Origin of the sequence: Streptomyces chiangmaiensis, assembly GCF_036281785.1 — a bacterium.
GTDB lineage: Bacteria > Actinomycetota > Actinomycetes > Streptomycetales > Streptomycetaceae > Streptomyces > Streptomyces chiangmaiensis.
In genome coordinates this window covers 14,944-39,913 of record NZ_JAYWVC010000062.1, presented here as the reverse complement: position 1 = coordinate 39,913, position 24,970 = coordinate 14,944, and the positions used below count along the sequence as shown (strand labels likewise).

Genomic DNA, 24,970 nt, shown 5'->3' with positions numbered 1-24,970 from the left:
CGTGCTCGTCCTCCAGCGCTGTATGCCCACGGGGCGGACGTCGAAGCGCTCTTCAAGGTCATGGAGCCGACCCTTCGGCCTGCCATTCTGGGCGGCGTACGCCGCGCTGCGACAGGGAAGCCGCCAGACGGAGTACCGCGTGGATCTGTGATGCGCTACAGCAGGGAAGTACAGCAACCGCAGCAACTGGCAGTGCCCAACACCGACCTTCATAGCCCTGGCGGCGGCCCGAATGACTTCCAATGGCCCATCTCTATAGAGCTACGGATCAGAAGGTGGCCGTGCCGATGCGTGCCCGAGAGGGCGGTAAACCACGGTCAACAGCGGGCGCCAAGTCGAGCTCAACAGTTCACCCTGGCACTCGTTGACGCAGGTCAGAGCACAACCGAGGCCGCAAGGTCCGGTGATTCCCAAGCTCAGAGCTCACCGAGATGTGCAGCGTGTACGGTGCCGGCAGCACTGAGAGAGGAGAGCCCTGGCTCCGTCATCGCGGCCATGGCCTCGGTCAACTCGGCCATGCGGTCGTCGCGCTTGTCGCCTTCGCCCATCCGTTGAGCGAGGAGCTTCGCGACCTCGGTCAGGGAGTCGGTCGCCTCGTCCCACGCCTTGCGCTTGCGGAGCGCGCCGACGAGCGCGGCGAGGGCCAGGACCACCGCGTAGGCGCCGTACCACGAGGGCACCCTGTTTCGCCGGCTGGACCTGTCTACCGGGGCGTACACCATCGGACCACCGACCGGAGACCCACCATGACGCCTCCCGCACACGCCGGCCGCATGCTCGTCGTGAACATCCCCGTAGCGGACCTCAAGCGCAGCAAGGCGTTCTTCGCGAGGCTCGGGTTCAGCTACGACCCGCTGTCCACCGACGACGAGACCGCCGCCGGCATGCTGGTCGGCGAGCAGGCCGTCGTCATGCTGCTCAGCCACGAGAAGTTCGCGGAGTTCGCGAAACTGCCGATCGCCGACCCCACCACGCACACGCTGGCGCTCTTCTGCTTCAGCGTGTCAACCCGCGACGAGGTTGACACGGTCGCTGCCGCTGCGCTCGCCGCAGGCGGCTCTGAGGCGGATGGCGCCGAGGACCACGGCTTCATGTACTCACGCAGCTTCTTCGACCTCGACGGCCACCCTTGGCAAGTCATGTGGATGGATCCGGCGGCGCAGCAGGGCCCCGAGGAGTTCGCGGCCCCCATGCAGAACGCCGACCGCCTAACCCGTCACCAACGCGTTCCGCACGTCTGCCGTCGTCGGCCAGCCGTAAGCCACGGGTCGGCCGGTGACCGCAGCGAAACGCCGACCCGGCATGGGCGCGATGTCGTGTCGCTGCGAGATCCTTGCCGTCGATGGTTACGACGTTTGATGACCGGTCTACATACGGGCCAGAAGGTCGCCACATCCCGGCGTCGAGAATCGCGTGCCACAGCCGTGCCGGATGCAGGGGTCAGCCGCGGTCAACACGGGTGCCTGGCGGGCGTATCCATGGCTGCTAGCTCAGACAAGAAGGCCGCACGTCAGAGGCAAGGCTTCCCTACCTCTCTCCTGAAGCGGGGGCCGGAGTCCGTCTCGTGTACTGGTCGTTGACTGTAGGACAACGAGGTTGGCTTCCCGGCCAGCAGCTCGCCGGGCGTGCCTCGTTCCGACGGGACGTAGCGGGGACTCACGGAGAACAGCGGCGCCAACCTCGCTCCGCACAAGGTCAAGGACTTCGCAGGCAGCCGCCGCCCGCATACGTGGTCTTCCGAACCGGTGCTCCAGGATCCGAGCGCGGTGGCGCTTGACTGGGTCATTGAAACTCCAGCCCAAAGCCGTTCCGACGACCTCCGGATAAGGTTCCGCGCCAGGGCAAATGGGGAGGGCGCTGGTGGAACAGCAATGGCCGGAAGGACCGCATGCCGATCCCGATGCGGCGAGGGCGCGCTACAGCGCGGATATGCGGGCATCACGCGGTGCCCTTCTGGCGCTGTTTCGCGTGGAGACAGCCATCGCGCACATGGGTCTCGGTATCGTGATCACCGCGTGCGCATTCGTCGGAGTGGTCTGGTCACCGCGCACGGGGGCGATCATCGCAGGGGCTTTCGCCGCGTTCTTCCTCGTTGCACTGGTCGTGTTTCTGCTCGCAGGTAGGCGAGGTTGGAAGGCAGCGCGCGCCGCGTACAAGTTCACCTTCGGTTGGGCGAACTGGATCACCCCCTAGAAGGCCGTGCCGCGTACATCGCCCTGCACCCACCGCTTGATGACCTTGGGCGGAAGCTCTGGGGCCGGCCACACCTGGATGCGGATCTTCTCGGTGGTCTCGGGGCTCTCGTCGGAGTCGATGTCAGCCTCAGCCGCCCGAGTCAAGTTGCTCCGGGACACGCGGACGCGATTCCGGCCCGGCAGGACCTCGAACGTAGCCGCTTCTGGGGCGTAGTCCGTGCAGCCCAGGACCATCACCCGCCCCAACGACACGTCGAGGCTGGCCTCAACGACGTGATCGAATTCCGAACTGTCATCATCCGGTTCCTGGTGCAGGACGGCGACCATGACGGACACGTTGACGTTCACAGCGGTGCCGATGCCCAGCGCATCCTGTGCAACCGCAAGGCGATCGGCAACAGCCTGGTCTGTCCATGCGTCGCTTAGATCACCGTCTGAATCCGCATCCGCTATGTGGATCTGGAAGTAGTCGGCGAAGAGGGTGAGCTCTGCGGTCGTCGTCATGACGGCACAGTGCCATGCGGCACTGACAGCCGGAGAAGCGGTACAGCACAGAAGTACAGCGACTGTGCCGGCCGCCGACGACTGTCGTTGATCCTCACAGACCGTCTGACCAGACGAGGAGACTTCAGCGACCACTACGCCGGTAGTTCGGGACCAAGAGGTCGTGACGGCAGCCTCTGACGGCAGTCAGCACACTGGACCTGCCACGGGCGACTCCCAGGGCACTCGCCATGCCCGGCAGTGGGCTGGATAGGCAGGCGGGCCGCTCAGTTGGTCGAACTCCTGAAGCGGTGGTCAACACAAGTGCTGTACAGCAACTATCGCCATCGGCGTCCCCGATGCTCACGCCCCATACCTGAGATCCTTGCCACCGCTGGCCTCGATCAGCCAAGACAGCGAACCGCTTCCGAATGGCGAACTATTGACTGGCTCAACCCAGCCGTTGCCCGGCTCGTCTGCCCCGCGTCCCACCACCACCAGCTGCGGTCATCGCCCATGCCCTCCTCGGTCGGGTCGAAGTAGTAGAGCCAGCCCGACAGCATCCAAGGTCCTCGACTGAAGTCCGCCTTCTGCGCGGACGTCATCGCCTGCCACTTCCGGAGCCAGGCCTGGGCGTCGAATGACATGTCAGTCCCCGACTCCGCATGCTCCGGCGCGCACCGCTGCACAAACCACACCGGCAGCAGCTCCGTCCACCGCTCGAAGGCGGCGTGGCACTGACCAGCTCGGAGCGGAAGGCGTCCACGAGTGCCCTCGTGTCGAACGGCGCTCGCCACTCCTTTCGGGAGGACGACGAGCCGGTGCTCTGGCTGAGCCTCGATCCGACCGCAACAGTCATCGTCGATATCGAGGTTCTGGACGGGAGAGACCTCGAAGGCGCAGCAGACCGAACCTGACCGCCGCCGAGGAGACGTGCGAGGCTGGGTGCATGGCCCGCATCGATTATCTCAATGATCCGAAGGCCCCGAAGGCGAACAGCATCGTCCCCTCGGTCACCGCCGTGTCCCTCAACGAGGCCGGGGAAGTGCTTCTGATCCACAAAACGGACAACGATCTGTGGGCGCTGCCCGGCGGCGGGGTCGACGTCGGCGAGTCGGTCGCCGACGCGGCCGTACGAGAGACCAAGGAAGAGACCGGGTTCGACGTCGAGGTGACCGGCCTGGTCGGTCTCTACACCAACCCCGCGCACGTCATGGCATACGACGACGGCGAGGTGCGCCAGCAGTTCTCGATCTGTTTCACGGCGTGCATCGTCGGCGGCGAGCTGCGGACGAGCAGCGAAAGCAAGGAAGTGGCGTTCGTCGCCCCGAGCAAACTGGACGAACTGAACATTCATCCGTCCATGCGGATGCGGATCGACCATGGCTTGGCCGACCGGCACGAGCCTTACATCGGCTAGGAAGGATCCATGACGCCCCGCAGCATGAGCCGACAGGAAGCTATCCAGCTCGTTGAACGGCTCATGACCGCAGACTTCACCGATGAATCCGAGGAACACGAAGCCCTCACCGCGCTGGAACGCGGGCTCGTATGCCCACACATCAGCGACTACATCTTCTGGGACTTCGATCCCCATCTCACCGCGGAGAAGGTCGTTGACCGCGCTCTGGCCTATGAACCGTTCGCACTCTGACCTGACTGGGCCATGCGAGTTTGGGTCCGTTCGGCGGCAGCTGCAAGGTACTGCCGGGCTTTGCTGATCGAGGTGTGCACCTCGTATCGCTCCAAGATTGGTGCTCAGGCCGTCAGGCCCTCGATCGCCACGGGCAGGTGGCGGGGGCCGCGTAGCACCGCGTTGGCACGGTAGGGCGGCGGGTCCTCGAGCAGCCGGGAGAGCCTGACCCGGCGGAACAACTCGGGCACAGCCGCATGCAGAGCGGTGGGTGCGGGATTTGAACCCACGGTGACTCGCGCCACGACGGTTTTCAAGACTGTTCCCTCAGGCCGCTCAGGAGAGCCGCGCGGTCGATAATGCGCTGTATGGCAGTCACTACGTCCGCCTCCCGCCTGGTCACGGCCGCGGCCCGCGATGTCTTGCGCCCTCTGGGCCTGACTCAGCGGGGCAGGTCGCGTATCTGGATCGACGATCACGGCTGGTGGCTGAGCGTAGTTGAGTTCACCCCGCCACGCACCGCTGGCAGCTCGCTGACGGTCGGGGCGATGTGGCTGTGGCATGACATCGACCACCTCGCCTTCCATACCGGGGGCAAGGTGGCCGACCCGGAGTCGTTCCGCAGCGAAGCCCAATTCGCTCCCCGCGCTGCCGACCTGGCCCACGCAGCCGCAGAAAGTGCGGCCGAGCTCCGCGCACGATTCGCCGATCTGGCAGCAGTCGCCGAATACCTGACGACCAGGCCAGTACGACGCGGGTTTCTCTGGGACGACTTCGACGCGGGGGTGGCCGCAGGACTGGTCGGTCATGCGGCCACGGCAAGGCGACGGTTCGACCGCATGCTGAAGGAGGAGCCCCTGGCGCCGTGGATGGTCCAGGCCCAGGACACCGCGCGCATGCTGCATCGCCTGGCGCCTGACCCCCAGGCGATGACGGCCTGGGCCATCAGAACCATCCGCTCGTGCCGAGACAAGCTCCGGCTCGGACCGGCATCGCTTTCTTTCGCGACTCCCTCGGCCAGGACAGGGCATTCGTCAAAAGATCATTGAGGCGGGGCCGTCTCTGGGCCGTCCCGAGGCGGACCAACGCTCTCCTGACCACGTCCGCACCGGAGAAGACCTTGCATCCTTCGTCCATGCCCTGCACCGCAGCCAAGCCTAGGAGGGCGACTCGTGGGAGAACCAGGACCTTGCTGGGTTCCCGGAGGCCCTGGCTGCATGGATCGACGACGCGGACGGCTGGTACAGCGATGCCGCTCACCAGCGGTGGAGCCATCTCACCGCCGGCTTGCGCCAGTTCCTTGATGCCGGGGATTCCGTGTATCGCGGGCGTATCGAAAATCGCATACGCCGCCGCAACGGCCCTCCGTCTCCAATGGGGGCATGAACCACAGCGCATCCCTGTCAGCGCCGCCCCGCCGCACGCGCAGGATCGTGCTCCTCAGCCTGGCGATCCTCGGCATGGCGAGCGCCGCGTTCGTCGTGCGGCGGGCGCTGATGATGTCTGCTCCGAGGTGCATGGCCGGGCGGTGGCACGGCTGCTTCGATACGTTCAATGGTGTGGTGCTCATCATGTTGGTCGCGCTGCCATTGGCCGCGCTGCTGGTGTGGGCTCTGGCGTGCCGTCGGCGTGCCGCCGGCGTCACATCGGCGTGGCGGATGTCGCTGGCCGAGGTGGGCATGGTCCACGGGACGGTGCCGTTCCTGTGGATGACCATGATGCCGGGCGCCGGGGCCGGAATCGTCCCCGAACGGGTGAGCCTGGTACCGCTGCGGGACCTGGTCACGATGGGGCCGCTCGGGATGGTCGGCAACCTGCTGGTCTTCGCGGCGCTGGGGTTCTTCGCCCCGATGCGGTTCGCGGCGCTGGCGTCCGTGCCGCGGATCCTGGCGCTCGGGGCGGGCTGCTCGATCCTGGTCGAAACCGCACAGTACGTCCTGCGGCTGGACCGGGTGTCCTCCGTGGACGACGTACTGGTCAACGCCGCCGGCGCTTTGCTGGCCGCGCTGGCGTCGCGCCGCTGGTGGCGCACCACGGCGGAAGCGCCGTCGGAGCGGCCTCGTCCCGCGCCGGCACCGGCAGGCTGAGTCGCGTGTCCGGTGTGCACACGTCGTTGCATACGTCGGCGATATGTTGTGCTGCCTAGGCTTCAGACATGCGCGTACTGATCGTGGAGGACGAGCCCTACCTGGCCGAAGCCGTCCGTGACGGTCTGCGGCTGGAGGCGATCGCCGCCGACATCGCCGGCGACGGCGACTCCGCCCTGGAACTGCTCGGCGTCAACTCCTACGACCTCGCGGTCCTCGACCGTGACATCCCCGGCCCCTCCGGCGACGACGTCGCCCGGCGCATCGTCGCCTCCGGCAGCGGCATCCCGATCCTCATGCTCACCGCTGCCGACCGGATCGACGACAAGGCGTCCGGGTTCGCGCTCGGCGCCGACGACTACCTCACCAAACCGTTCGAGCTGCGGGAGCTCGTCCTGCGGCTGCGGGCGCTCGACCGCAGACGCGCGTACGCCCGGCCCCCGGTCCGCGAGATCGCGGGCCTGCGGCTCGACCCCTTCCGCCGGGAGGTCTTCCGCGACGGACGCTACGTCGCGCTCACCCGCAAACAGTTCGCCGTGCTGGAAGTCCTCGTCGCCGCCGAGGGCGGGGTCGTCAGCGCCGAAGAGCTGCTGGAACGGGCCTGGGACGAGAACGCCGACCCCCTCACCAACGCCGTGCGCATCACCGTCTCCGCACTGCGCAAACGGCTCGGCGAACCATGGATCATCGCCACGGTGCCCGGCGTCGGCTACCGGATCGACACCGGAACGGACACCATCGCCCCCGGCAGGAACACCACCGACCCCGGCAGTACGCGTGCATAGACGCCCAGGGCTCAGCGCCCGACTGAAACTCGCCCTCAGCTATGCCGGATTCCTCGCCGTCGCCGGCGCTCTCCTGCTGGCAGTGGTGTGGATGTTCCTGCTGCGCTACGTACCCGACAGTCCCAAGGGCCTTCTCGGGATCGCACCCAACCGCTACCTCCTTGTGCACACCTTCGCCCCCGCCGCGGCCGTGGCGATGGTCTTCCTGCTCGTGTTCGGCCTCCTGGGGGGATGGCTCCTCGCCGGCCGGATGCTCGCACCACTCACACAGATCACGGATGCGGCACGGATGGCCGGGAAGGGATCGCTGTCCCACCGGATCCACATGAAGGGCCGTCAGGACGAATTCCGTGAACTCTCCGACGCGTTCGACTCGATGCTCGAACAACTCGAGTCCCATGTCGCCGAACAGCAGAGGTTCGCCGCGAACGCCTCCCACGAACTGCGCACCCCGCTGGCGATCTCGCGAACGCTCCTCGACGTCGCCCGCAGGGACCCCACGCGGGGCCGGGGCGAACTCATCGAACGCCTCCACACCGTCAACACGCGGGCGATCGACCTCACCGAGGCCCTCCTGCTGCTCAGCCGCGGCGACCGCGGAAACTTCACCCGCGAGAGCGTCGACCTCTCCCTCATCGCCGAAGAAGCCGCCGAAACGCTGCTTCCCCTCGCCGACCAGCGCCGAATCGCGCTCGACGTCTCCGGCGGGGCGGCCCAGACCAGCGGCTCCGCGGAACTCCTGCTGCGGATGGTGACGAACCTCGTCCAGAACGCCGTCGTCCACAACCTCCCCACCGGCGGCACCGTGACGGTCCATACCGAGGCGCACGGCGACACGAGCGTGCTGCGGGTCGAGAACACGGGCCGTCGGCTCCCACCGGAACTGGTACCGACCCTCACCGAACCCTTCCAGCGAGGAACGGAACGCGTACGCACCGACGAGCACGCCGGCGTGGGCCTCGGCCTGGCCATCGTGCACAGCATCGTCCGCGCCCACGACGGAAGCCTCGACCTCGTCCCCCGCCCCGCCGGCGGTCTCCTCGTCACGGTCCGGCTTCCCGGCACGCCGTAGGCAGCATCCCCGAGCGGACCCGCCAGGGCGTGTGCCGAAAGTTGATCAAGGTAGTGGTTGAGCCATCGCGGCGGAATGAGGCGATCTCGCCTCGATCTGGCTCACCTGCACCCCATCCGACGGGCCGGGCTCCCGATCTGGCGGAAAGTGCCTGATCACACAGGGGTGCGGGTGTTATGGTCCCTCGCATGGCTGAACTGATCGCTCCCACGGGACGGCTGCATTCCTCGTGGCTCACGGCGCGTGACGAGTGGCAGCCTGGTGCCCACCAGGACGGGGCCGGCCTGCGTCTGGTCGGTGACGATGACCTCGACAGCCCGGAAGGGTTCGCCTCATGGGTCGAGCGACTGCGACAGCAATCGGACCGGTCGCTGCCTGTCGGGGAAGGACGCGTCCACGCTACCCACTGGTGGATCGTCGACGGCGAGACGTACCTCGGGGCCATCGACCTTCGGCACTATCTGAACGCCTTTCTGCTGGAAGGCGGCGGACACATCGGCTACAGCGTTCGGCCTTCCGCCAGAAGACGCGGACTTGCCTCGTGGGCGCTGGGGGCGGTTCTACTCGAGGCGCCGGCGCTCGGTCTGGACCGGGTCCTCCTCACCTGTGACGACGGCAACGTCGGCTCGGCGCGCACCATCGAAAGCAACGGCGGCGTCCTCGAAGATGTGCGCAGCACCGAAACCGGGGTCAAGCGCCGCTACTGGATCACTTTCAACGACGCTGGTCACAGCCATTCATCGAGGCCCGCGACGAGGACGGTCGCCTCGTAGCGGACCGCGAGCTTCGCGGACTTCGGCCCGCGCGGTCCGAATCGCCCACAGAGCCCGCTTCCCGCCCGTGGCAAGCGTGTCGATCAGGCGGGAGACGGTCGGGTCGGAGGCCACCAGCGCGAACAGGTCCGGCTCAGCACGCGGCACCCCGACATCGGCCAGGCAGTCCCCGCCGAGTGCGACCGCGAGCGCCATGTCGAGCAGGACATTGCCGGATCGTGCACCGCCCGCGTTTTGCGCCACGGCGCCAGGGCCGCCGATGCCGCCTGATCCAGACCAGTCCTGCGGACCGCCTCCACCAGGAGCACGGCCCCGGCCTGCGAGACCACCGAACGGCCGCCGCGCTCGACGCGGATCCGCGGGTAGGACCCGATACGCTGCTTCACCTGGGAAGTGCCTCCGTCCTCGTAGCCGACAGGACCCTCAGCAAGTCCTGTCGTTGTGGGTCGTACGCCGGACCGTCCCGGGCGTCAACCCCGGCACCGTCGACCGGCCGGACCGCTGTGTCGGCGGACAGAGCATGGACAGCCGGATCAGTGACGGGCCGGATCGAGAGCACGCAGCCGCGCGATCACCGTCTCCAGCCCCTGCCGGAAGACATCAAGCTGTGGGCCAGGCATGTCACCGAACAAGGCAACGGCCAGCTCATCCCGCCCGCCGCGCAGGCCCCCCGCAGTCGAGCGGCCCTGCGCGGTGAGGGAGACCAGGGTCGCGCGCCGGTCCGTCGGATGCGGGCCCCGCTCGACCAGTCCATCGCCCTCCAGGGCATCGAGCAGTCCGGTCACGTTCCGCGGCGTGACCCGCAGCTGCCGCGCCAAGTCGCGCTGCGTCATCGGCCCTTCATGGAACAGCACCCACAGCAGGCCCGCGCGCGCCGTGGTCAGACCCCGTTCCGCCACACCGCGCTGCATCATCACGCCGAGCACCTCGGCCAGTTCGAAGAGCCGGTCCAGCGAGACGCTGGCGGAAGCGGCGGACTCCGGCCTATCGTGAAGTGACTTCACTATGTAGCACCTCCGCAAAATATCGTAGTCCACGAAGACCGCCAGGCACTGCTCTGAGGGGAATCCGGAGATCCGTCATGGCCCAACAAATCTTCCAGCACCCCGTCTTCGCCCGCTTCTATGCCAAAGTCGCAGGCCCCGGTCTGGACAAGGCAGGTATCGGGCGGCACCGCAAGCGCCTCCTGGCCGGCCTGTCCGGCCAGGTCATCGAGATCGGCGCGGGCAACGGACTGAACTTCCCGCACTACCCGCCCGAGGTGAAGCGGCTCCTCGCCGTCGAGCCGGAGCCGCGGCTGCGCGCCCTCGCCAAGGCAACGGCCCGCACCGCGCCGGTCCAGGTGGAGGTCGCGGACGGCCGGGCGGAGCAACTCCCTGCCCCCGACGCCTCGTTCGACGCGGCCGTCGTCTGCCTCACCCTGTGCTCCGTGGCCGACCAGACCGCGGCACTCGCCGAGATCCGTCGCGTCCTGCGGCCCGGCGGCGCTCTGCGTTTCTTCGAGCACGTCCAGGCGGACACGCCGGGCATGCGTCGCGTCCAGCGTGCCGTGGACGAGACTGTCTGGCCGCTGCTGTGCGGGGGCTGCCACACCGGCCGGGACACCCAATCCGCCATCACCACGGCCGGGTTCACCCTCACGCAGGTGGAGAAATTCCCCTTTCCCGCAACCCGCATCCCCTCCCCGGCCGCCACCCACATCCTCGGTACCGCCGAGCGCCCCCAGGAAGCAGGCCCCCGATGAGCGGCGCCGACGAGACGAACGCCCCCGTACCGCTCGGGGACCTCACCGCGGCACACGCCTCGGTCACTCTGCTGGAACGGCTGGCCGACAAGCTCGGCGCCAGGGCCTCGGTATCCACCGTGTATGGCGAACCGATCACCCAGGACGGCATCACCGTCATCCCCGTCGCGCGCGTCGGCTTCGGATTTGGCGGCGGCGCCGGACGCGAGGTCGGCACCGTCAAAACCGCCGAGGGCGGAGGAGGCGGAGGCGGCGCCGAAGCCAGGCCGCTCGGCTTCATCGAGATCAAGGACGGAACAGCCGTCTACAAGCCCATCCGCGACCCCTGGGTGGATGTCGCGCTCCCACTCGCGGCACTGCTGGCCGGAATCATGGGATCCAAGTCAGTACGCGTCCTGTTCCGGAGCAAGAATCACCGCCCCTGAAGCGGGTGCCGGAGAAGGGTGGATCGCTACAGCTCAACGTTGCCGGACCGACGGACTCGGCCCGCGGTATCCCGACATCGGCCAGGCAGTCGCCGCCGAGATCGGAGCCACACGGGTCGAAGTCCGCGAATACGTCTGGACGTTGGCCGGTGATGCGACGCCGGAACGCTTCTTCACCTGGGAAGTGCCTCCGTCCTCGAGTCAACAGGACCCTCAGCAAGTCCTGTCGTTGCAGGTCAGGAGCACTTCCCGTGCTTTGATCAGCCCTGGGACAACCCACCTCGTGAAAGCACGAGGTCAGGGACAAGGCCGTCGCCGCATGGTGTGCTCTCAGGTCGCCACGTCGACGAGCTCGCCGGCTTCATCGCCGAGACCGGGCTCATCCCAGCCCTACCATGAGGAGGTTCGCCTGCGGCCCCGCCGCGATCGCCCACAGGACCACATCATCGGTTCCTCCCCCTGATCCGACATTCCACCCACTCCGGGCCACGCGGGCCGTCGGCGGTTCAAGCGGAGCGTCATGGTGCAGTTGCCGTGCGAGCATGAGTGGCCGTTGATCAAAACGCAGATGGTTGCCGAGGAGCCAACGTGCGACACAACGTCGGATCAGCAGTACCTCTGGCGGCACTTGCGCTGCTGACCGCGTGCGGGGTTTCCGCGGGAGGCACCCATCCCTGCACCTTGATCAGCACGCCCGCTGGGATCCGGGTCGAGGTTTACCCGGAACTGGCGAAGAGGGTGGCCGATGCGACCCTCACTGTGTGCTGGGACGACACATGCCGGAAGCGGACGCTGCAACTGCGGGAGACCTCGTCGGAAGAACCGGCAACCCCAGGGAACCCGGTGATTACCACGGAATCCGCCACCGCCACAGAAAGCCCAGCAGCCAGGCCCGCCCAAGCCCACGAGCCCCCCTCCATCCAGCCTGGCTTCGCAGTCATACGTGACCTGCCAGGAAAGCCGATACACGTCACGCTGGCATTGAAGAACCAGCGCGGCGCCACCGTGCTCAACCGACAGATCAACACCACCCCGCAGCCCACCTATCCCAACGGCCGCAACTGCTCGCCGGGCGGCCACCAGGCGCGCCTGACGGTCACGGAAGAGGGCTCGCTGATCTCACGCTGACCATGTGCTCCGCCACGGAAGTGCACCGGCGCGGCGCTGAGGCCACCCGCGTCTTCGCTCCGCCCGGTCGTTCACCTTGGCCGTCCGAGGCCCCCGAGGCCGACCAACGGCGATCGACAGTGCCAGTTGAGCCGCCACGGCCAGCAGTGACACCACAGATCAGAGGCGTGGGGCCGGACGGGATTCCAGCCGGGGGCAGCGGTCAGGCAAGATGGCGTGTTACTTGCCGCACCCCCGTCAGGTGGCGTGCCAAGTAGGGGGCCGCGCATGACCACTTCTCCTGATCATGTCGACAGCAGAGAGGTCCAGGCAGCCTTCGTTCGTTCCTTGCACCGCGGTCACGCCGAGGGCGGTAGCTCGTGGGATACCTGCTGCACCCGGTCGTCCGCCGGCTGGAAGAGCTGGTGCCGGTGCAGCGCGAGCTCTGGGTGCGGCCCTGGGGCTGGTGGCCGCCGATCCGGGCGGGAACCGCTTCATGATCTCCGTCGTCGCGCTCACCCTGCTCAGCGACGTCGCGCCGGTTCTGGCGATCATCGACGACGTGCAGTGGCTCGATCGATCCCCGACCGACGTCTGTGATTTCGGACGTCCGCTCCCGGCCGCTCAGTTCGGCGGGACAGCCGACTGCGGAACCCCGTCACGGGCCATGGGCGAGCAGCTCTCTTGCCGTCAGCATCCTGACGTCAGCTGCGTGGCCTTGGGGGGAAGCGTGTCCTGGCGTTCTCGGTGTGGGCGCGCATGACCTGCTGGGCGCGTGCGTCATCGCGGTCGGCGATGGCCGCGATCAGCTCGCGGTGCTCCACCCAGGCCTGGCGGGCGATGGGTGTGTAGTACCGGCGGACCCTGCGCTCGACATGGGCGGCCAGTTCCGCGAGCACGGCGTTCCCGGCCAGTTCCATGACACAGGCGTGGAACGTGGCGTTCGCGATCACCACCGCATCCACGTCGTCGACGGCGACCGCAGCCTCGCCCGTCGCGCACAGCTCGTCCAGCCGCTCGAGTCCCTCGGTCGAGGAGTCGACCGCGGCCAGGCGCGCCGCCTCGGTCTCCAGCAGAGCGCGAACGACAAAGAGCTGGTCGGTCTCGTCGCCGGTCGGCTGGCGGACGAAGGCACCCTGGGCAGGGCGGAGGTCCACCCACCCTTCGGTGTTCAGCCGCTGCAGCGCCTCGCGTACGGGTTGCCGGGAGACCCCGAGGTGGCCCGCGAGCTCACTCTCCACCAGATGCCGGCCAGGGTGCAGCGACCCTGAGCTGATCAGCTCCAGCAGAGCCTCGTACACGCGCTCGCGCAGCGGTTCCGGGCGCTCCAGCTTGGGCATCGATCCCCGCGGCAGCCCATTGAACAGCATCGTGGCCTCCCCTGAGCTCTCCCATTTCGTTGATCTACGGACCTCTCACCCTGTGTGAGGGAGCGTATCGAAGGCGAAAACGGATCGTGGCCCAGGGTCGTACGTCCGTCGGACACGACACGCCTGTGGCTGGAGCGCCTGCACGCTCCCGAACACCGAGAACACGGCCGCCGGCCGGGACGATCCACAGAAAGAACGTCGCGGACCCCGCGAGCGCGGACGGCGACAGCACTCGACAGCTTGCCACGGAGGCGACACGGGCCCGGGCGTCACGCCCGCCTCGTCGGGCACGACCCACCTCTGGATCAGGTGCACCGGGTTGGTGTGGGGGTCGCCACCGAGACGCCAGGAGTCGTTCTTCTCCGAGTGCAGGATGCCGGTGCCGGCGCTCATCCGCTGGGCGAGTCCCGGGTAGAAACGGTGCGGGTGTGGTGCCCACGGGTTCGTCCTTCCGAGTCGAGGTGGGGTTCGCCGGAAACCGTCCAGCCGCGCCGCACGGTGCGAGCACGCCCGGGCTCGGGCTGCGCCAGGGGATGAGACGAAGAAGGTGCGCGACTGCCGGCAGGCGCGCACCTTCCTCACGAACGTCCCGGCCGCCCGCCGGTCGCTCCACCATGGCGCCGCAATCCTCGTTAGTTGACTCGTCAAGCACACTGAGCAATGATTGACCTCGCAACTAATTGCACCGTGCCACACATGGCCGGGGAGCGCAGCAGGAGGAGTCCATGACGGCCCAGGGCTTCGAATTGGGGCTCAACTCGTTCGGGGAGGTCGCGACCGACGACGGCCGCACGCTGAGCGACGCTGAGACCGTTCAGCTGATCGTCGAGGAGGCCAAGCTCGCAGAAGCCGTGGGGCTCGACGTGTTCAGCATCGGTGAGCACTACCGGCCTGGCCACAACGACAGCGCGACCCCGGTCCTGCTCGCCGCGATCGCCACCGCGACGGAACGCATCCGGCTCGGCACCTCGGTGACCGTGCTGAGCACGAACGACCCGGTGCGGCTGTACCACGAGTTCTCCACCCTGGACGCCGTCTCGAACGGGCGCGCCCAGATCGTGCTCGGGCGTGCCTCGGCCACCGAGTCCTTCTCGCTGTTCGGCTACGACCTCGCCGACTACGAGGACCTGTTCGAGGAGAAGCTCGATCTGTTCATGCGTCTCCAGCGCGAGGAGACGGTGACCTGGTCGGGGAAGTTCCGGCCGGCGCTCGCCGAGCAGCAGCTCCATCCCCGGATGCGGCCCGGCGGCATACCGACCTGGATCGGTGTGGGCGGCAGCCCGAACTCCGTGCTGCGCGCGGCCCGTTACAACCTGCCGCTCATGATGGCCATCATCGGCGGACGCCCCCAGCGCTTCGCCGGTCACGTCGAGCTGTACCACCGCGCACTCGAAGAGCTCGGCCACGCCCCGCAGCCGGTCGCCCAGCACTCGCTGGGGCTCGTGGCGGACACCGACGAGGAGGCGCTCGAGACCTGGTGGACGTACTGGCAGCCGGTGGTGACCCAGCTCGCGGCGGAACGCGGGTTCTACAAACCAACCCGTGAGCGCTATCTGCGGGAGGTCGAGGACGGTGCGCTCTTCGTCGGCTCACCCGACACCGTCGCCCGCAAGATCGCCACGATGGCCCGCGATCTGCGCCTGAACCGTTTCGACCTCAAGTACGACGTCATGAACCTGCCCCGCGAAGCCCGGGCCCGCACCATCGAGTTGCTGGGCCGCGAAGTCGCCCCGCGGGTGAAGGAACTGCTCACGAAGGAGCCCATCCATGTCTGATCTCGTCTTCGGTCTGGACACGTTCGGCGATGTCCCGGAGGACGACTCCGGCACCCTGGTGTCCGACGCACGGGCCATCCGGCAGGTCGTCGACGAGGCCGCTCTCGCGGAAGAGACCGGCGTCGACGTGCTCGCCCTCGGTGAACACCACCGCCCGGAGTTCGCGATCTCGTCTCCGGAGACCGTCCTTGCCGGCATCGCGACGCGTACCGAGCGCATCCGTCTGTCCTCCGGCGTGACCGTGCTCAGCTCCGACGATCCGGTTCGCGTCTTCCAGCGCTTCTCCACCGTGGACGCGCTCTCGAACGGCCGGGCCGAGATCATCCTCGGGCGCGGCTCCTTCACCGAGTCGTTCCCCTTGTTCGGGTACGACCTCGCCGACTACGACGTGCTGTTCGAGGAGAAGATCGAGCTCTTCGCCAAGCTGCTGGAGGAGAAGCCCGTCACCTGGAGCGGCACCAAGCGGCCGTCGCTCGACGAGGCCGACGTCTTCCCGAAGACCGAGTCCGGGCACCTGAACACCTGGGTGGGCGTGGGCGGTTCACCTCAGTCGGTCATCCGCACCGCGCGCTACGGGTTCCCGCTGATGCTCGCCATCATCGGCGGCACCCCGGAACGCTTCGCGCCCTACATCGACCTCTACGAGCGCGCCACCGACCAGTTCGGCACGACCGCCCACCCGGTCGGCATGCACTCGCCCGGCTTCATCGCCGACACGGACGAGGAGGCCCGGGAGCATCACTGGCCGCACTACCGGGTCCTGCGTGACCGCATCGGCGCGCTGCGCGGCTGGCCGCCGGTCCGCAAGGAGGAGTACGACGCCGAGGTCGAGCACGGGTCCCTCTACGTCGGCTCCCCCGAGACGGTCGCCCGCAAGATGGCCCGCGCCATCGAGGCGCTCGGCGTCGGCCGGTTCGACCTGATCTACACCAGTGGGGCGCAGTCGATCAGCGCTCGCCTGCGCGCCGTCGAGCTGTACGGCACCAAGGTGATCCCGATGGTCCGCGACATCCTCGCCGGCTGACGTCATGAACGGAGTGGACATGGACACCACCGCCGTACGCACCGTCGGCATCCTGGGCGCGGGCAAGGTCGGTACCGTGCTGGCGCGGCTGGCCCTGGCGGCCGGGTACCGCGTGCTCGTCGCCGGGTCCGGGGACCCCGCCAAGATCGCCCTCACCGTCGAAGTCCTCACCCCCGGCGCCGTCCCGGTCACCGCGGCGCAGGCCGCGACGGAGGCGGACGTCGCCGTGCTCGCGCTGCCGCTCGGCAAGTACCGCGGCGTTCCCGTCGAGGCGCTGCGGGGCAAGCTCGTCATCGACGCGATGAACTACTGGTGGGAGGTGGACGGCATCCGCGAGGATCTCACCGACCCGCTCACCTCCTCCAGCGAGATCGTGCAGGCGTACCTGCCCGGATCGCGTGTGATCAAGGCGTTCAACCACATGGGGTACCACGACCTGGAGGACGGCGCCCTGCCCGCGAGGACGCCGGGGCGCAAGGCCATCGCGATCGCCGGTGACGATCCGGACGACCTCGCCACGGTCGCGCACCTCGTCGACACGCTCGGCTTCGACCCTGTCGTGGCGGGCCCGCTCGGCGAAGGAGTACGGCTCGAACCTGGCACCGAGCCCTTCGGCGCCAATGTCGACGCCGGTGAGCTGCGCGCGATGCTCCACCGCTTCCCGGAATCGGACCGTGGACGGACCGTGATCAGAGCGCGGAAGGCTGCCGAGGTGTCGGCCGAAAACGCCGCCTGACCCATCCGCCGCGAGCCGTGCCGACCCCAGGTGGAAGGCTCGCCCGACCTCGGCCGGCGGCCACAACACCCAACTCCGATAAATGCGGAGACCGCCTGTCCGTGGGGAGCGGAACGATGCGGTGGGGCGGCCGGCACCCAGCCGTCATGGGCGAGGTGCCCGGTGGTCCCGACGCGCCTCGAGTTCTTCCGCGCTCACCGGTATGGGCACCGGCTGCACGGCGGCACCGAGCAGCGGGGTGACGTATGCGGTTCCGGCGTCCGGGAGGTTGTGGGCGTCCTGTCGCGCTTCGTAACCCGTTGAAGATCACGCTAGTGCGTCACGTCGAGGCGGACGACCGCGCCGATCTCGACGAGCTGGTCGGGCAGCGCGAGGTCGGACACGCCCATCACGGTGCTGGTGGGCCGGTGGTCGCCGCAGTACACGGCGTGCAGGCGGGCGATCGTGTCGAAGTGCTCCCGCAGGTCCTTGACGAGGACGGTGGTCTCGACGATCTGGTCGCGGGTGGCGCCGAAGTGCTCCAGTACCCGGTCGAGATTGCCGAGGGTCGTCCTCATCTGGAGCTCGAAGTCGCCCGCTCCGACGAAGGCCCCGGTGCTGTCGTGCGACAACTGCCCGGAGACGTAGAGCGTGTCCCCGGCTTGCACAGCCTGGCTGTACCCGTAGAGAGACTCCCACGGCATACCGAAATTGAATTCTCTGGACCGAACGGTCATGGTTCTCTCCTTGTTGTCGACTGAACCAACCCCGCGTCAGCGGTGATGACAACAGAGACCGCCATCGCCGTGATGGTGTGACACACCCCCGACTCGGGCGGGGACGACGACCCGAGCCGGCAGCAGTCCTCGAGTCCTGCCGGGGGCGCCGGGCTTCGCCCGCCGTCGGGAGGAGGTTCCTGGCCCAGGTGCCGGTCGGCATCCGGCGACGCGGCCCCGAGCCGGGCAAGCAGTGACCGATGCTGATCGCGGGCGGCTTGTCCGTCCTCGCCGGCACCTTCTACAACGTCCTGGCCATCGGCGACGCCCCCTCGCTCGACCCGTTGGTCCAGTCCGGGCTGCCGACCCGACGGGCCCGCCACGTACGAATCCAGGCCGTCCGACGGCTGGCTGCCTTGGAAGCACCCAGGATGCCGATGCGCCGTGCGCCTGGCCTCCGTCGCCGCGCCGGTCGCCGCCGCGGCAGCGCTGACCATCGTGATGAATGTGATCGCGGGGCTGCTCGTGGCCCGCCTTTACCGTTTCCGGCCGCGGACCCGCCGCGGACATCGCCACCACTCTCCTGGCACGAGGAGAGTTCGCGCTGATCCTCGCCGGCATGGCCACCAGTGCGAGCCTCGACGGCCGCCTGGCCCCGTTCATCGCGGGATACGTCCTCGTCCTCGCCGTTCTCGGGCCCGTCGTCGCCGGGCGCGCTCACCTGCTCGCCCGTCTCCTCGACTCGGCAGCCGCCTGCCTGCCGGCCGCCCGGACCGCCATCCCCCGACCGACTGCCCAGGACCCAGCGAGCCGGACACCGCCGCCCTCGCACCCGTGGGCCCGGGCTGCACACCCCCGCCGGGAGCACCGTCGAGGAGTGGTTCGACGACCTCGCAGCCGGGCACTGCCATGTGCCGACGTTTCGGCATGAACGGGCCCACACACCTGCCTCACCGCTTTTTGGCACACTGGCCGGACCCTGCTGTCCGGCGAAAGAGAGCCCTCGCATGTCGATGGTCGGCAACCTGCGCAAAGTCGCACGGCTGACGCGGCGCAGCCGCCGCGTGGACCTCAGCCACCCGGCCCGTTCCCCGCTCGGCTCCACCGTCGTCAACTGTGTCGTCTACCGCGACGGCGTCCGTCGGCCCGGCATCGACTCCGCGGAGGAAGCCGTCCGGCAGGTCCACAGACATCGGCACGGGTTCGTGTGGCTGGGACTGCACGAGCCGACCGAAGAGGAGTTCGCCGGGGTCGCCGCACTGTTCGGCCTGCACCCACTGGCCGTCGAGGACGCCGTCCACGCCCACCAGCGCCCCAAGGTCGAGCAGTACGGCGACGTCCTGTTCGCCGTCTTCAAGACCGTCACCTACGTCGACCACACCGAACTCAGCGCCACCAGCGAGGTCGTGGACACCGGCGAGATCATGGTCTTCACCGGCCCCGACTTCGTTGTCACCGTCCGCCACGGCCGCCACGGCTCCCTCGGCCCGCTGCGCGAGGACCTGGAGGCCGACCCGACGCAGCTCGCCAAGGGCCCGGCCGCGGTGCTGCACGCCATCGCCGACCACGTCGTCGACGACTACCTGACCGTCACCGACGCCGTTCTGAACGACATCGAGCGAGTCGAGACCGACGTCTTCTCCCCGCACACACCGCAGAGCGCCGACGCCGGCCGCATCTACCAGCTCAAGCGCGAACTCCTGGAGCTCAAGCGAGCCGTGCTCCCGCTCGCACGTCCCCTGTCCCGGCTCGCCGCCGAGCCGAGCCGCTGCATCGACCCGGAAATACAGGCGTACTTCCGGGACGTGGCCGACCACCTCTACCGCGTCACCGAGCAGGTCACCGCCTTCGACGCGCTGCTCGACTCCATCCTGCAGGCCCATCTGGCCCAGGTGGCGGTCGCCCAGAACGAGGACACCCGGAAGATCACCGCCTGGGCCGCGATCGTCGCCGTGCCCACCATGGTGTGCGGCGTGTACGGGATGAACTTCGACCACATGCCGGAACTGCACTGGCGCTTCGGCTACCCCCTCGCCCTCGCCGTCATCGCGGCCGCCTGCTTCGTCATCCACCGCGGCTTCAAACACAAGGGCTGGCTGTGAACTCCTCGGACCGCGGACGGCGGCGCACTTCAGCGGCGGTTCCTCGTCCATGGCCGGAGGCTCGGCGTTGTTCGCCGGTTCGACAGGGTTCCCTCGTTGATCGGAAAGGGACTGACATGCGGTTTCGCTGTGCCGTACTCGACGACTTCCAGCAGGTCGCCACGTCCGTCACAGACTGGTCGGTACTGGAAGACCGCGTCGACGTGGTGTCCTTCGCCGAGCACTTCGCCGACGAGGACAGCCTGGCGGAGGCGCTGGCCGAGTTCGACATCGTCGTCACCCTGCGCGAGCGCGTGCCGTTCCCCGGCTCACTGTTCGCCCGGCTGCCCCGGCTGAAGCTTCTCGTGGCCTCGGGGATGCGGAACACCGTCGTCGACTACGCCGCCGCGGAGGCGCACGGGGTGACCGTGTGCGGCACGGCCAGTTCCTCCACTCCACCCGTCGAACTGACCTGGGCCCTGCTGCTCGGACTCGCACGCGGCATCGTTGAGGAGAACAACTCCCTGCGCGGCGGCGGGCCTTGGCAGAGCACCGTCGGCGCGGACCTGCACGGCCGACGGCTCGGGCTGCTCGGGCTCGGGAAGATCGGCAGCCGGGTGGCTCAGGTCGGACTGGCCTTCGGCATGGAGGTCGTCGCCTGGAGCCGGAACCTCACCAAGGAACGCGCGGACGAGGTCGGCGTCGAACTCACGTCATCCATGGACGAGTTGCTCACGTACAGCGACTTCGTCTCGGTGCACCTCGCGCTCGGGGACCGCACGCGTGGCCTGATCGGCGCCCGCGAACTCGCACTCCTGAAGCCGACCGCCTACCTGATCAACACCTCACGTGCCGCAATCGTCGACCAGGACGCCCTGCTCGCGACCCTGCACCAGGGCGGCATCGCGGGCGCCGGCGTCGACGTGTTCGATGTCGAACCGCTTCCGGCCGGTCATCCGATGCGCACCGTCCCGCGTCTGCTCGCCACCCCGCATCTGGGTTATGTGTCGCAAGCCAACTACGCCACGTACTACGGCCAGGCGGTCGAGGACATCCAGGCGTATCTCTCCGGGGAGCCCGTGCGCCGCCTCGGCTGATCCACCCGGTCCGTCCGGCGCCGCACCGCGTCATCCCTGGTCCGCACCGCATTTCCGCGGACTCCCGGCGCCCGCGAACGCGGTCGGCCGATGCGGGTCGATGTGTGTCACCGGGAGTCGCGGTCACCGCGGGTCTCTGTCGACGGGCCGGAACGTCGCCGCTCGCGTTCCCGCCCGGGTCGAGGGTTCGGTCGGCGGCGACCACACGAACGACGGATCCGCGGTGACCGCGTGGACCGCGGAGGCCGTCATCACCCCCGGATGGGAAGTCCGCCGAGCAACCGGGCAGGGGCGCCCTGCTGGTTGAGGGTGGTGGTCGCATTCTTCACGGTGCTGAGCACGGAGTTCTCGTTCTCGGTGTCGAGACTGTCGGACTGATGCGCGAGGGGACGCACGTCGAGCGACTTCTGGCTGGTGATGGTCTCCAGGGCGCCATTGAGGCTGGTGGGCGTGACGTTGGAGGCCTCACCGGCGAAAGCGGGGGCGGCGATACCGCTGACCGCCAGGGAACCGGCAACGACAGCGGCGGCCTTCAGGGATTTCATCGTGTTCCTTTCTTCGGCGACTGGTGTCACCTCGGGGAAGGGGTGTGCCCTGAGTAACGAGCCCCCTGACCCGCGGAAACCCCGCATCCGGAAGATTCCTGCGACCCACGCGACGATCCCGCGGGCGCGGCCGCACAGCCGCCGGTCCCGTCTGCGCCGACGACCCGAGGGCGTTCGGCCCGTGCACCGCCCCGGCTCAGATCATGGGGCGCGACGGCGTCGCCGTGGGCGGCGCGGTGACGGCCGGGCTGGGCACCGGCATCGGCCGCAGGCTCGGTGCCGGAGGCATGCTGGGCATCGGCGGCAGGCTGGGCAGGGGCGGCAGGTCGTGATGATGGGGCAGTCTGCCGGCGACCAGACTGGCGAGGACGACCCTGACGAGCGCGCCCAGCACGTCCTTGGCGGCCGGAAGCACACGACCGGACTCGCCCGAGGTCGACGCCGCGACCAGCTTGTCGACCGACTTCTGCAGCGCGTCGAGCACGTCGACGGGTGCCGGAGTGGCCGAGGCCGTCGGTGTGGGCCCGCCCATCCTGGCGATGGCGTCCTTGACGGCCTTGCCGAGTCTCGCCGCCTCGTCCGCCGGGAGCTGACCGTTGTCCGCCTCGAGCACGGCGTTGAGCAGCTCGGTGACGGGGCCCACGGCACCGTCTGCGCCGGCCAGCCGCTGAACCTGCGCCAGAAGCGCGTCCGACCCGGGGACGGGGGTCGCCGCCGGGTGAGTCACCCCTGTTGCCTGTATGAGATCTCGCGTTGAGCCGCGGTCGGACGCAACGGCGGTGGGCCCGGCCGTCCCGAGCACGAGCGTGGCGCAGAGAGCGGTGGTGGCGAGGCGTCGGGCGGGCAGATCACGCATGGGTGTTCCCTTCCTGATGAGCCGTGGTTCCTGTGCTCACCGTGAAAGGGGACATCTCTTACTGCAACCGATTGAACGCGGTGCGCGGTCACGCGGTCCCGCCTGCACCCCCATCTCCCCTGGTGGGGACCCTTCGAACGCGTTGAAACCCGATTCCCCCGTTCGGGGCAACGCCCCGAACGGGTGCAACACCAACCGGCCGCCTCCCGGAGGGAGGACGGCCGGCAGAGGGTTCGCCCGGCGTCAGCGACCGTTGGTGCAGGAGTTGCTGACCGCAGGGTTCAGCAGGCCGATCACGCTGACCGTGTTCCCGCACACGTTGACCGGAACGTGGACCGGAACCTGCAGGACGTTGCCCGACAGGACGCCCGGGGAGTTTTCGGTGGCGCCACTGGCGCCGCTGTCGGCGGCGGCGATGCCGGCGGTGCCCGCCACGGCCGCAGCGGCAACGGAGGTCAGGGCCAGGCCCTTCGCGATACGCGACATGGAGAGGTGCTCCTTGGGGATCGTCACAACAGCCGGGCGGAATGCCCGACGTTGAGTCAACTGCGGGTTGCGTGCCCTGGTTGCGCCTCCGATGGGGTGATCTCCGGAATTACCGACTTCACGGCTTCGACACACTTGACTCGTCCGGCAACGCCCGGATCCGCACCGCGACGCCCGGTCCCCCCCCACGCAAGACGGGCCGGACCCGCTGCGCCGGGCCCGGCCCGCCGGTCCGCGCGTCCCCCGATGCGACCGCCGGCACGCCCAGCGTGACGACACATGATCCTGCCGGTCTTGGAAAAATACGCAGTCCGGTCCGGGGAGAGCACAAGACTGGTCGCCTCGCCCGTCATCCGGTCCGGTCCGGGTGCCACCCCCCGTCCGCGCGGTGGCGAAGGCGCCGCGTGCCCCCGCGAAGTCCCGCGGGGTACACCCGCTCATCGCCCGGGACTCGCCGCGCAGATGCGCCTGGTCGGAGAAGCCGCAGATCGCCGCGGTCTCGGCTGCCAACCGGCCGGATGCGAGCAGCCGCCGCGCGCGTTGCAGCCGCAGGACGCGCGCCGCGACCTTCGGGCCGAGCCCCCATCCGCCCGTGTCCGGTCCGCGACACGATGCCACTCGCCGTCCGTCCGCCCCCAAGCGCACCAGGAAGTCACCCATGGTGCACGCCGCCGGAGGAAGCCGGAAGCCCCGCCGGTCGCCGGCTTCCGGTGTCCGCCGGGCATCTGGAAGACCGTGGTGCCCTAGCACCTGCCGTGGGCATCCGGGAGCCGGACGCCGCAGGACCCGGAGGCCGGTCCGGCCCGGATGCGCGACAGTGGGCCGTAGGACGACAGGGAGGTGACGGGCGGCGACGTTCGGACAACCCGAAACCACGTCAAGCTGTCGTCCGAATGTCTGGACAAAATATTGACACGGCTCCCTCGACGCGGCTAGACCTGGGGGCAGCCGATGCGAGGGGAACTCGATGGAGGAGCTCAGGGAGTCCGCGCCGTACTCCGCCGACGAGTCACCCCATGACCCGTACGACCTGGTCACCATGGGACGGATCGGTGTGGACCTCTACCCGTTGCAGACGGGCGTGCCCCTGCCGCAGGTGACGTCCTTCGGGAAGTTCCCGGGCGGTTCGGCGACGAACGTCGCGGTCGCCGCCGCGCGCCTCGGACGCCGCACCGCGGTGATCACGCGTACGGGTGACGACCCCTTCGGCACCTACCTCCATGAGGCGCTGCGCGACTTCGGCGTCGACGACCGCTGGGTCACCGCGGTCGCGGGGCTGCCCACCCCCGTGACGTTCTGCGAGATCTTTCCACCCGACGACTTCCCGCTGTACTTCTACCGGCAGCCCAAGGCGCCGGACCTGGAGATCGACGCGCACGAACTGGACCTGGACGCCATCCGCGCCGCGCGCATCTTCTGGATGACGGGAACAGGCCTGAGCGAGGAGCCCAGCCGCACCGCCACGCTCGCGGCGCTCGCCCACCGCGCCAAGTCCGGTACGACGGTCTTCGACCTGGACTGGCGGCCGATGTTCTGGCGCGGTGACGGCAGCGCCTCCCGCCCCGGACCGGACCGCGCGCGCCCCTTCTACGCCGAGGCCCTGCGCCATGCCACCGTCGCTGTCGGCAACATCGACGAGGTGGAGGTCGCCACCGGCGAGCGCGACCCGCACGCCGCCGCCCGTGCCCTCCTGGACGCCGGGGTCGAACTCGCGGTCGTCAAGCAGGGTCCCAAGGGTGTCCTCGCCGTCGGCAACACCGGCGAGTCGGCCGAGGTCCGGCCGCTTCCGGTCAAGGTGCTCAACGGCCTCGGCGCGGGCGACGCCTTCGGCGGGTCCCTCTGCCACGGCCTGCTCGGCGGCTGGGACCTGGAGCGGATCATGCGGTACGCGAACGCCGCCGGCGCGATCGTCGCCTCCCGGCTGGAGTGCTCGTCCGCGATGCCCACGGCCGACGAGGTCGAGCACGCGGTCAAGGCGGGAGCGGTGCTGTGAGGACGACC

At 68.8% G+C, this 24,970-nt stretch carries 27 protein-coding genes, 1 tRNA gene and 6 pseudogenes; 21 read left to right on the top strand and 13 right to left on the bottom strand.

What is annotated here, in order from left to right; translation table 11 throughout:
• Positions 1-416 precede the first annotated feature (416 nt).
• Positions 417-680 carry a hypothetical protein gene (locus VXC91_RS19655; RefSeq protein WP_329508586.1) on the bottom strand — a complete coding sequence of 88 codons (264 nt, stop codon included), beginning with the start codon at positions 678-680 and terminating at the stop codon, positions 417-419.
• 93 nt (positions 681-773) lie between these two features.
• On the opposite strand from VXC91_RS19655, the gene VXC91_RS19650 reads away from it, so the two are divergent.
• Together VXC91_RS19650 and VXC91_RS19645 are read left to right on the top strand one after the other, a co-directional pair.
• The gene (locus VXC91_RS19650; protein WP_329508585.1) at positions 774-1,580 is read left to right on the top strand and encodes a VOC family protein; all 807 of its coding nucleotides are present in this window, start codon (positions 774-776) and stop codon (positions 1,578-1,580) included.
• A gap of 280 nt (positions 1,581-1,860) precedes the next feature.
• Positions 1,861-2,193, top strand: a complete 333-nt coding sequence (locus VXC91_RS19645; RefSeq protein WP_329508584.1) for a hypothetical protein — start codon at positions 1,861-1,863, stop codon at positions 2,191-2,193.
• Here the strand turns inward: VXC91_RS19645 and VXC91_RS19640 are convergent.
• Entirely contained in the window at positions 2,190-2,699 is a 510-nt protein-coding gene (locus VXC91_RS19640; protein ID WP_329508583.1) for a hypothetical protein, read from the bottom strand. The two genes, VXC91_RS19645 and VXC91_RS19640, sit on opposite strands and share 4 nt — an antisense overlap.
• A gap of 710 nt (positions 2,700-3,409) precedes the next feature.
• On the opposite strand from VXC91_RS19640, the gene VXC91_RS19635 reads away from it, so the two are divergent.
• From VXC91_RS19635 to VXC91_RS19625, 3 genes are read left to right on the top strand one after another with little or no spacing between them, the layout of a single operon-like run.
• Complete coding sequence (locus VXC91_RS19635; RefSeq protein WP_329508582.1) at positions 3,410-3,595, top strand: hypothetical protein; 186 nt, start codon at positions 3,410-3,412, stop codon at positions 3,593-3,595.
• A gap of 32 nt (positions 3,596-3,627) precedes the next feature.
• Positions 3,628-4,098 (top strand): NUDIX hydrolase, encoded by a 471-nt coding sequence (locus VXC91_RS19630; RefSeq protein ID WP_329508581.1) that lies wholly within the window; start codon positions 3,628-3,630, stop codon positions 4,096-4,098.
• A 9-nt stretch (positions 4,099-4,107) separates the two neighbouring features.
• Complete coding sequence (locus VXC91_RS19625) at positions 4,108-4,332, top strand: e9imm peptide (protein ID WP_329508580.1); 225 nt, start codon at positions 4,108-4,110, stop codon at positions 4,330-4,332.
• Between the two features lie 104 nt (positions 4,333-4,436).
• Here VXC91_RS19625 and VXC91_RS19620 read toward each other — a convergent pair.
• Together VXC91_RS19620 and VXC91_RS19615 are read right to left on the bottom strand one after the other, a co-directional pair.
• Positions 4,437-4,565: pseudogene (locus VXC91_RS19620) on the bottom strand (cytochrome P450); the annotation flags it as partial.
• Positions 4,566-4,579: 14 nt separating this feature from the next.
• Positions 4,580-4,653 (bottom strand) — tRNA-Ser (locus VXC91_RS19615).
• Between the two features lie 26 nt (positions 4,654-4,679).
• Between VXC91_RS19615 and VXC91_RS19610 the strand changes: the two genes are divergently transcribed.
• The 6 genes and pseudogenes from VXC91_RS19610 (at position 4,680) to VXC91_RS19590 (ending at position 9,028) form a co-directional block, all read left to right on the top strand.
• Positions 4,680-5,360, top strand: coding sequence for a hypothetical protein (locus VXC91_RS19610; protein ID WP_329508579.1), 681 nt, complete (start codon positions 4,680-4,682; stop codon positions 5,358-5,360).
• Between the two features lie 130 nt (positions 5,361-5,490).
• Positions 5,491-5,697, top strand: a pseudogene (locus tag VXC91_RS47455) (hypothetical protein); the annotation flags it as partial.
• Entirely contained in the window at positions 5,694-6,398 is a 705-nt protein-coding gene (locus VXC91_RS19605; protein ID WP_329508578.1) for a VanZ family protein, read from the top strand. The pseudogene VXC91_RS47455 and the gene VXC91_RS19605, both read left to right, overlap by 4 nt.
• Before the next feature lie 68 nt (positions 6,399-6,466).
• Positions 6,467-7,183, top strand: a complete 717-nt coding sequence (locus VXC91_RS19600; RefSeq protein WP_329508577.1) for a response regulator transcription factor — start codon at positions 6,467-6,469, stop codon at positions 7,181-7,183.
• Positions 7,176-8,255: a sensor histidine kinase gene (locus VXC91_RS19595; RefSeq protein ID WP_329508576.1), complete on the top strand. Its 1,080-nt coding sequence runs from the start codon at positions 7,176-7,178 to the stop codon at positions 8,253-8,255. The genes VXC91_RS19600 and VXC91_RS19595 overlap by 8 nt, the downstream gene beginning before the upstream one ends.
• Positions 8,256-8,443: 188 nt before the next feature.
• Positions 8,444-9,028 (top strand): GNAT family N-acetyltransferase, encoded by a 585-nt coding sequence (locus tag VXC91_RS19590; protein WP_329508575.1) that lies wholly within the window; start codon positions 8,444-8,446, stop codon positions 9,026-9,028.
• Here the strand turns inward: VXC91_RS19590 and VXC91_RS19585 are convergent.
• Together VXC91_RS19585 and VXC91_RS19580 are read right to left on the bottom strand one after the other, a co-directional pair.
• Positions 9,017-9,414, bottom strand: a pseudogene (locus VXC91_RS19585) (transposase); the annotation flags it as partial. The gene VXC91_RS19590 and the pseudogene VXC91_RS19585 overlap by 12 nt on opposite strands.
• Positions 9,415-9,561: 147 nt before the next feature.
• The gene (locus VXC91_RS19580) at positions 9,562-10,032 is read right to left on the bottom strand and encodes a MarR family winged helix-turn-helix transcriptional regulator (protein WP_329508574.1); all 471 of its coding nucleotides are present in this window, start codon (positions 10,030-10,032) and stop codon (positions 9,562-9,564) included.
• Positions 10,033-10,109: 77 nt separating this feature from the next.
• Here VXC91_RS19580 and VXC91_RS19575 point away from each other — a divergent pair, with 77 nt between their 5' ends.
• From VXC91_RS19575 to VXC91_RS19565, 3 genes are all read left to right on the top strand, one after another.
• Positions 10,110-10,772, top strand: coding sequence for a class I SAM-dependent methyltransferase (locus VXC91_RS19575; protein ID WP_329508573.1), 663 nt, complete (start codon positions 10,110-10,112; stop codon positions 10,770-10,772).
• Positions 10,769-11,197 (top strand): spore germination protein GerW family protein, encoded by a 429-nt coding sequence (locus tag VXC91_RS19570; protein WP_329508572.1) that lies wholly within the window; start codon positions 10,769-10,771, stop codon positions 11,195-11,197. The genes VXC91_RS19575 and VXC91_RS19570 overlap by 4 nt, the downstream gene beginning before the upstream one ends.
• A gap of 588 nt (positions 11,198-11,785) precedes the next feature.
• On the top strand, positions 11,786-12,325 hold the full coding sequence (locus VXC91_RS19565; RefSeq protein WP_329508571.1) for a hypothetical protein: 540 nt from the start codon (positions 11,786-11,788) through the stop codon (positions 12,323-12,325).
• 683 nt (positions 12,326-13,008) lie between these two features.
• Here the strand turns inward: VXC91_RS19565 and VXC91_RS19560 are convergent.
• Both VXC91_RS19560 and VXC91_RS19555 read right to left on the bottom strand, forming a co-directional pair.
• The gene (locus tag VXC91_RS19560; protein WP_329508570.1) at positions 13,009-13,674 is read right to left on the bottom strand and encodes a GntR family transcriptional regulator; all 666 of its coding nucleotides are present in this window, start codon (positions 13,672-13,674) and stop codon (positions 13,009-13,011) included.
• A 261-nt stretch (positions 13,675-13,935) separates the two neighbouring features.
• Positions 13,936-14,103, bottom strand: a pseudogene (locus tag VXC91_RS19555) (pirin family protein); the annotation flags it as partial.
• Positions 14,104-14,399: 296 nt separating this feature from the next.
• Here VXC91_RS19555 and VXC91_RS19550 point away from each other — a divergent pair.
• Genes VXC91_RS19550 through VXC91_RS19540 form a run of 3 tightly spaced genes read left to right on the top strand, consistent with a single transcriptional unit; the run spans position 14,400 to position 17,209 of the window.
• Complete coding sequence (locus VXC91_RS19550) at positions 14,400-15,449, top strand: LLM class flavin-dependent oxidoreductase (protein ID WP_329508569.1); 1,050 nt, start codon at positions 14,400-14,402, stop codon at positions 15,447-15,449.
• A complete protein-coding gene (locus VXC91_RS19545) occupies positions 15,442-16,473 on the top strand; it encodes an LLM class flavin-dependent oxidoreductase (RefSeq protein ID WP_329508568.1) in 1,032 nt (343 codons plus the stop codon). The genes VXC91_RS19550 and VXC91_RS19545 overlap by 8 nt, the downstream gene beginning before the upstream one ends.
• 19 nt (positions 16,474-16,492) lie before the next feature.
• Positions 16,493-17,209: an NADPH-dependent F420 reductase gene (locus VXC91_RS19540; protein WP_329508567.1), complete on the top strand. Its 717-nt coding sequence runs from the start codon at positions 16,493-16,495 to the stop codon at positions 17,207-17,209.
• A 311-nt stretch (positions 17,210-17,520) separates the two neighbouring features.
• On the opposite strand, the gene VXC91_RS19535 is transcribed toward VXC91_RS19540, so the two are convergent.
• Positions 17,521-17,925, bottom strand: a complete 405-nt coding sequence (locus tag VXC91_RS19535) for a RidA family protein (RefSeq protein WP_329508566.1) — start codon at positions 17,923-17,925, stop codon at positions 17,521-17,523.
• A gap of 429 nt (positions 17,926-18,354) precedes the next feature.
• Between VXC91_RS19535 and VXC91_RS19530 the strand changes: the two are divergent.
• From VXC91_RS19530 to VXC91_RS19520, 3 genes and pseudogenes are all read left to right on the top strand, one after another.
• Positions 18,355-18,835, top strand: a pseudogene (locus VXC91_RS19530) (cation:proton antiporter domain-containing protein); the annotation flags it as partial.
• A 76-nt stretch (positions 18,836-18,911) separates the two neighbouring features.
• On the top strand, positions 18,912-20,006 hold the full coding sequence (locus VXC91_RS19525) for a magnesium and cobalt transport protein CorA (protein WP_329508565.1): 1,095 nt from the start codon (positions 18,912-18,914) through the stop codon (positions 20,004-20,006).
• A gap of 116 nt (positions 20,007-20,122) precedes the next feature.
• Positions 20,123-21,082: a D-2-hydroxyacid dehydrogenase family protein gene (locus tag VXC91_RS19520; RefSeq protein WP_329508564.1), complete on the top strand. Its 960-nt coding sequence runs from the start codon at positions 20,123-20,125 to the stop codon at positions 21,080-21,082.
• Between the two features lie 251 nt (positions 21,083-21,333).
• On the opposite strand, the gene VXC91_RS19515 is transcribed toward VXC91_RS19520, so the two are convergent.
• From VXC91_RS19515 to VXC91_RS47015, 4 genes and pseudogenes are all read right to left on the bottom strand, one after another.
• On the bottom strand, positions 21,334-21,627 hold the full coding sequence (locus VXC91_RS19515; protein WP_329508563.1) for a hypothetical protein: 294 nt from the start codon (positions 21,625-21,627) through the stop codon (positions 21,334-21,336).
• A gap of 196 nt (positions 21,628-21,823) precedes the next feature.
• The gene (locus tag VXC91_RS19510; RefSeq protein ID WP_329508562.1) at positions 21,824-22,483 is read right to left on the bottom strand and encodes a hypothetical protein; all 660 of its coding nucleotides are present in this window, start codon (positions 22,481-22,483) and stop codon (positions 21,824-21,826) included.
• A gap of 243 nt (positions 22,484-22,726) precedes the next feature.
• Positions 22,727-22,969 (bottom strand): chaplin, encoded by a 243-nt coding sequence (locus VXC91_RS19505; protein WP_329508561.1) that lies wholly within the window; start codon positions 22,967-22,969, stop codon positions 22,727-22,729.
• Positions 22,970-23,443: 474 nt separating this feature from the next.
• Positions 23,444-23,629, bottom strand: a pseudogene (locus VXC91_RS47015) (hypothetical protein); the annotation flags it as partial.
• A 307-nt stretch (positions 23,630-23,936) separates the two neighbouring features.
• On the opposite strand from VXC91_RS47015, the gene iolC reads away from it, so the two are divergent.
• Positions 23,937-24,962 carry a 5-dehydro-2-deoxygluconokinase gene (gene iolC, locus VXC91_RS19500; RefSeq protein ID WP_329508560.1) on the top strand — a complete coding sequence of 342 codons (1,026 nt, stop codon included), beginning with the start codon at positions 23,937-23,939 and terminating at the stop codon, positions 24,960-24,962.
• Positions 24,963-24,970 lie beyond the last annotated feature (8 nt).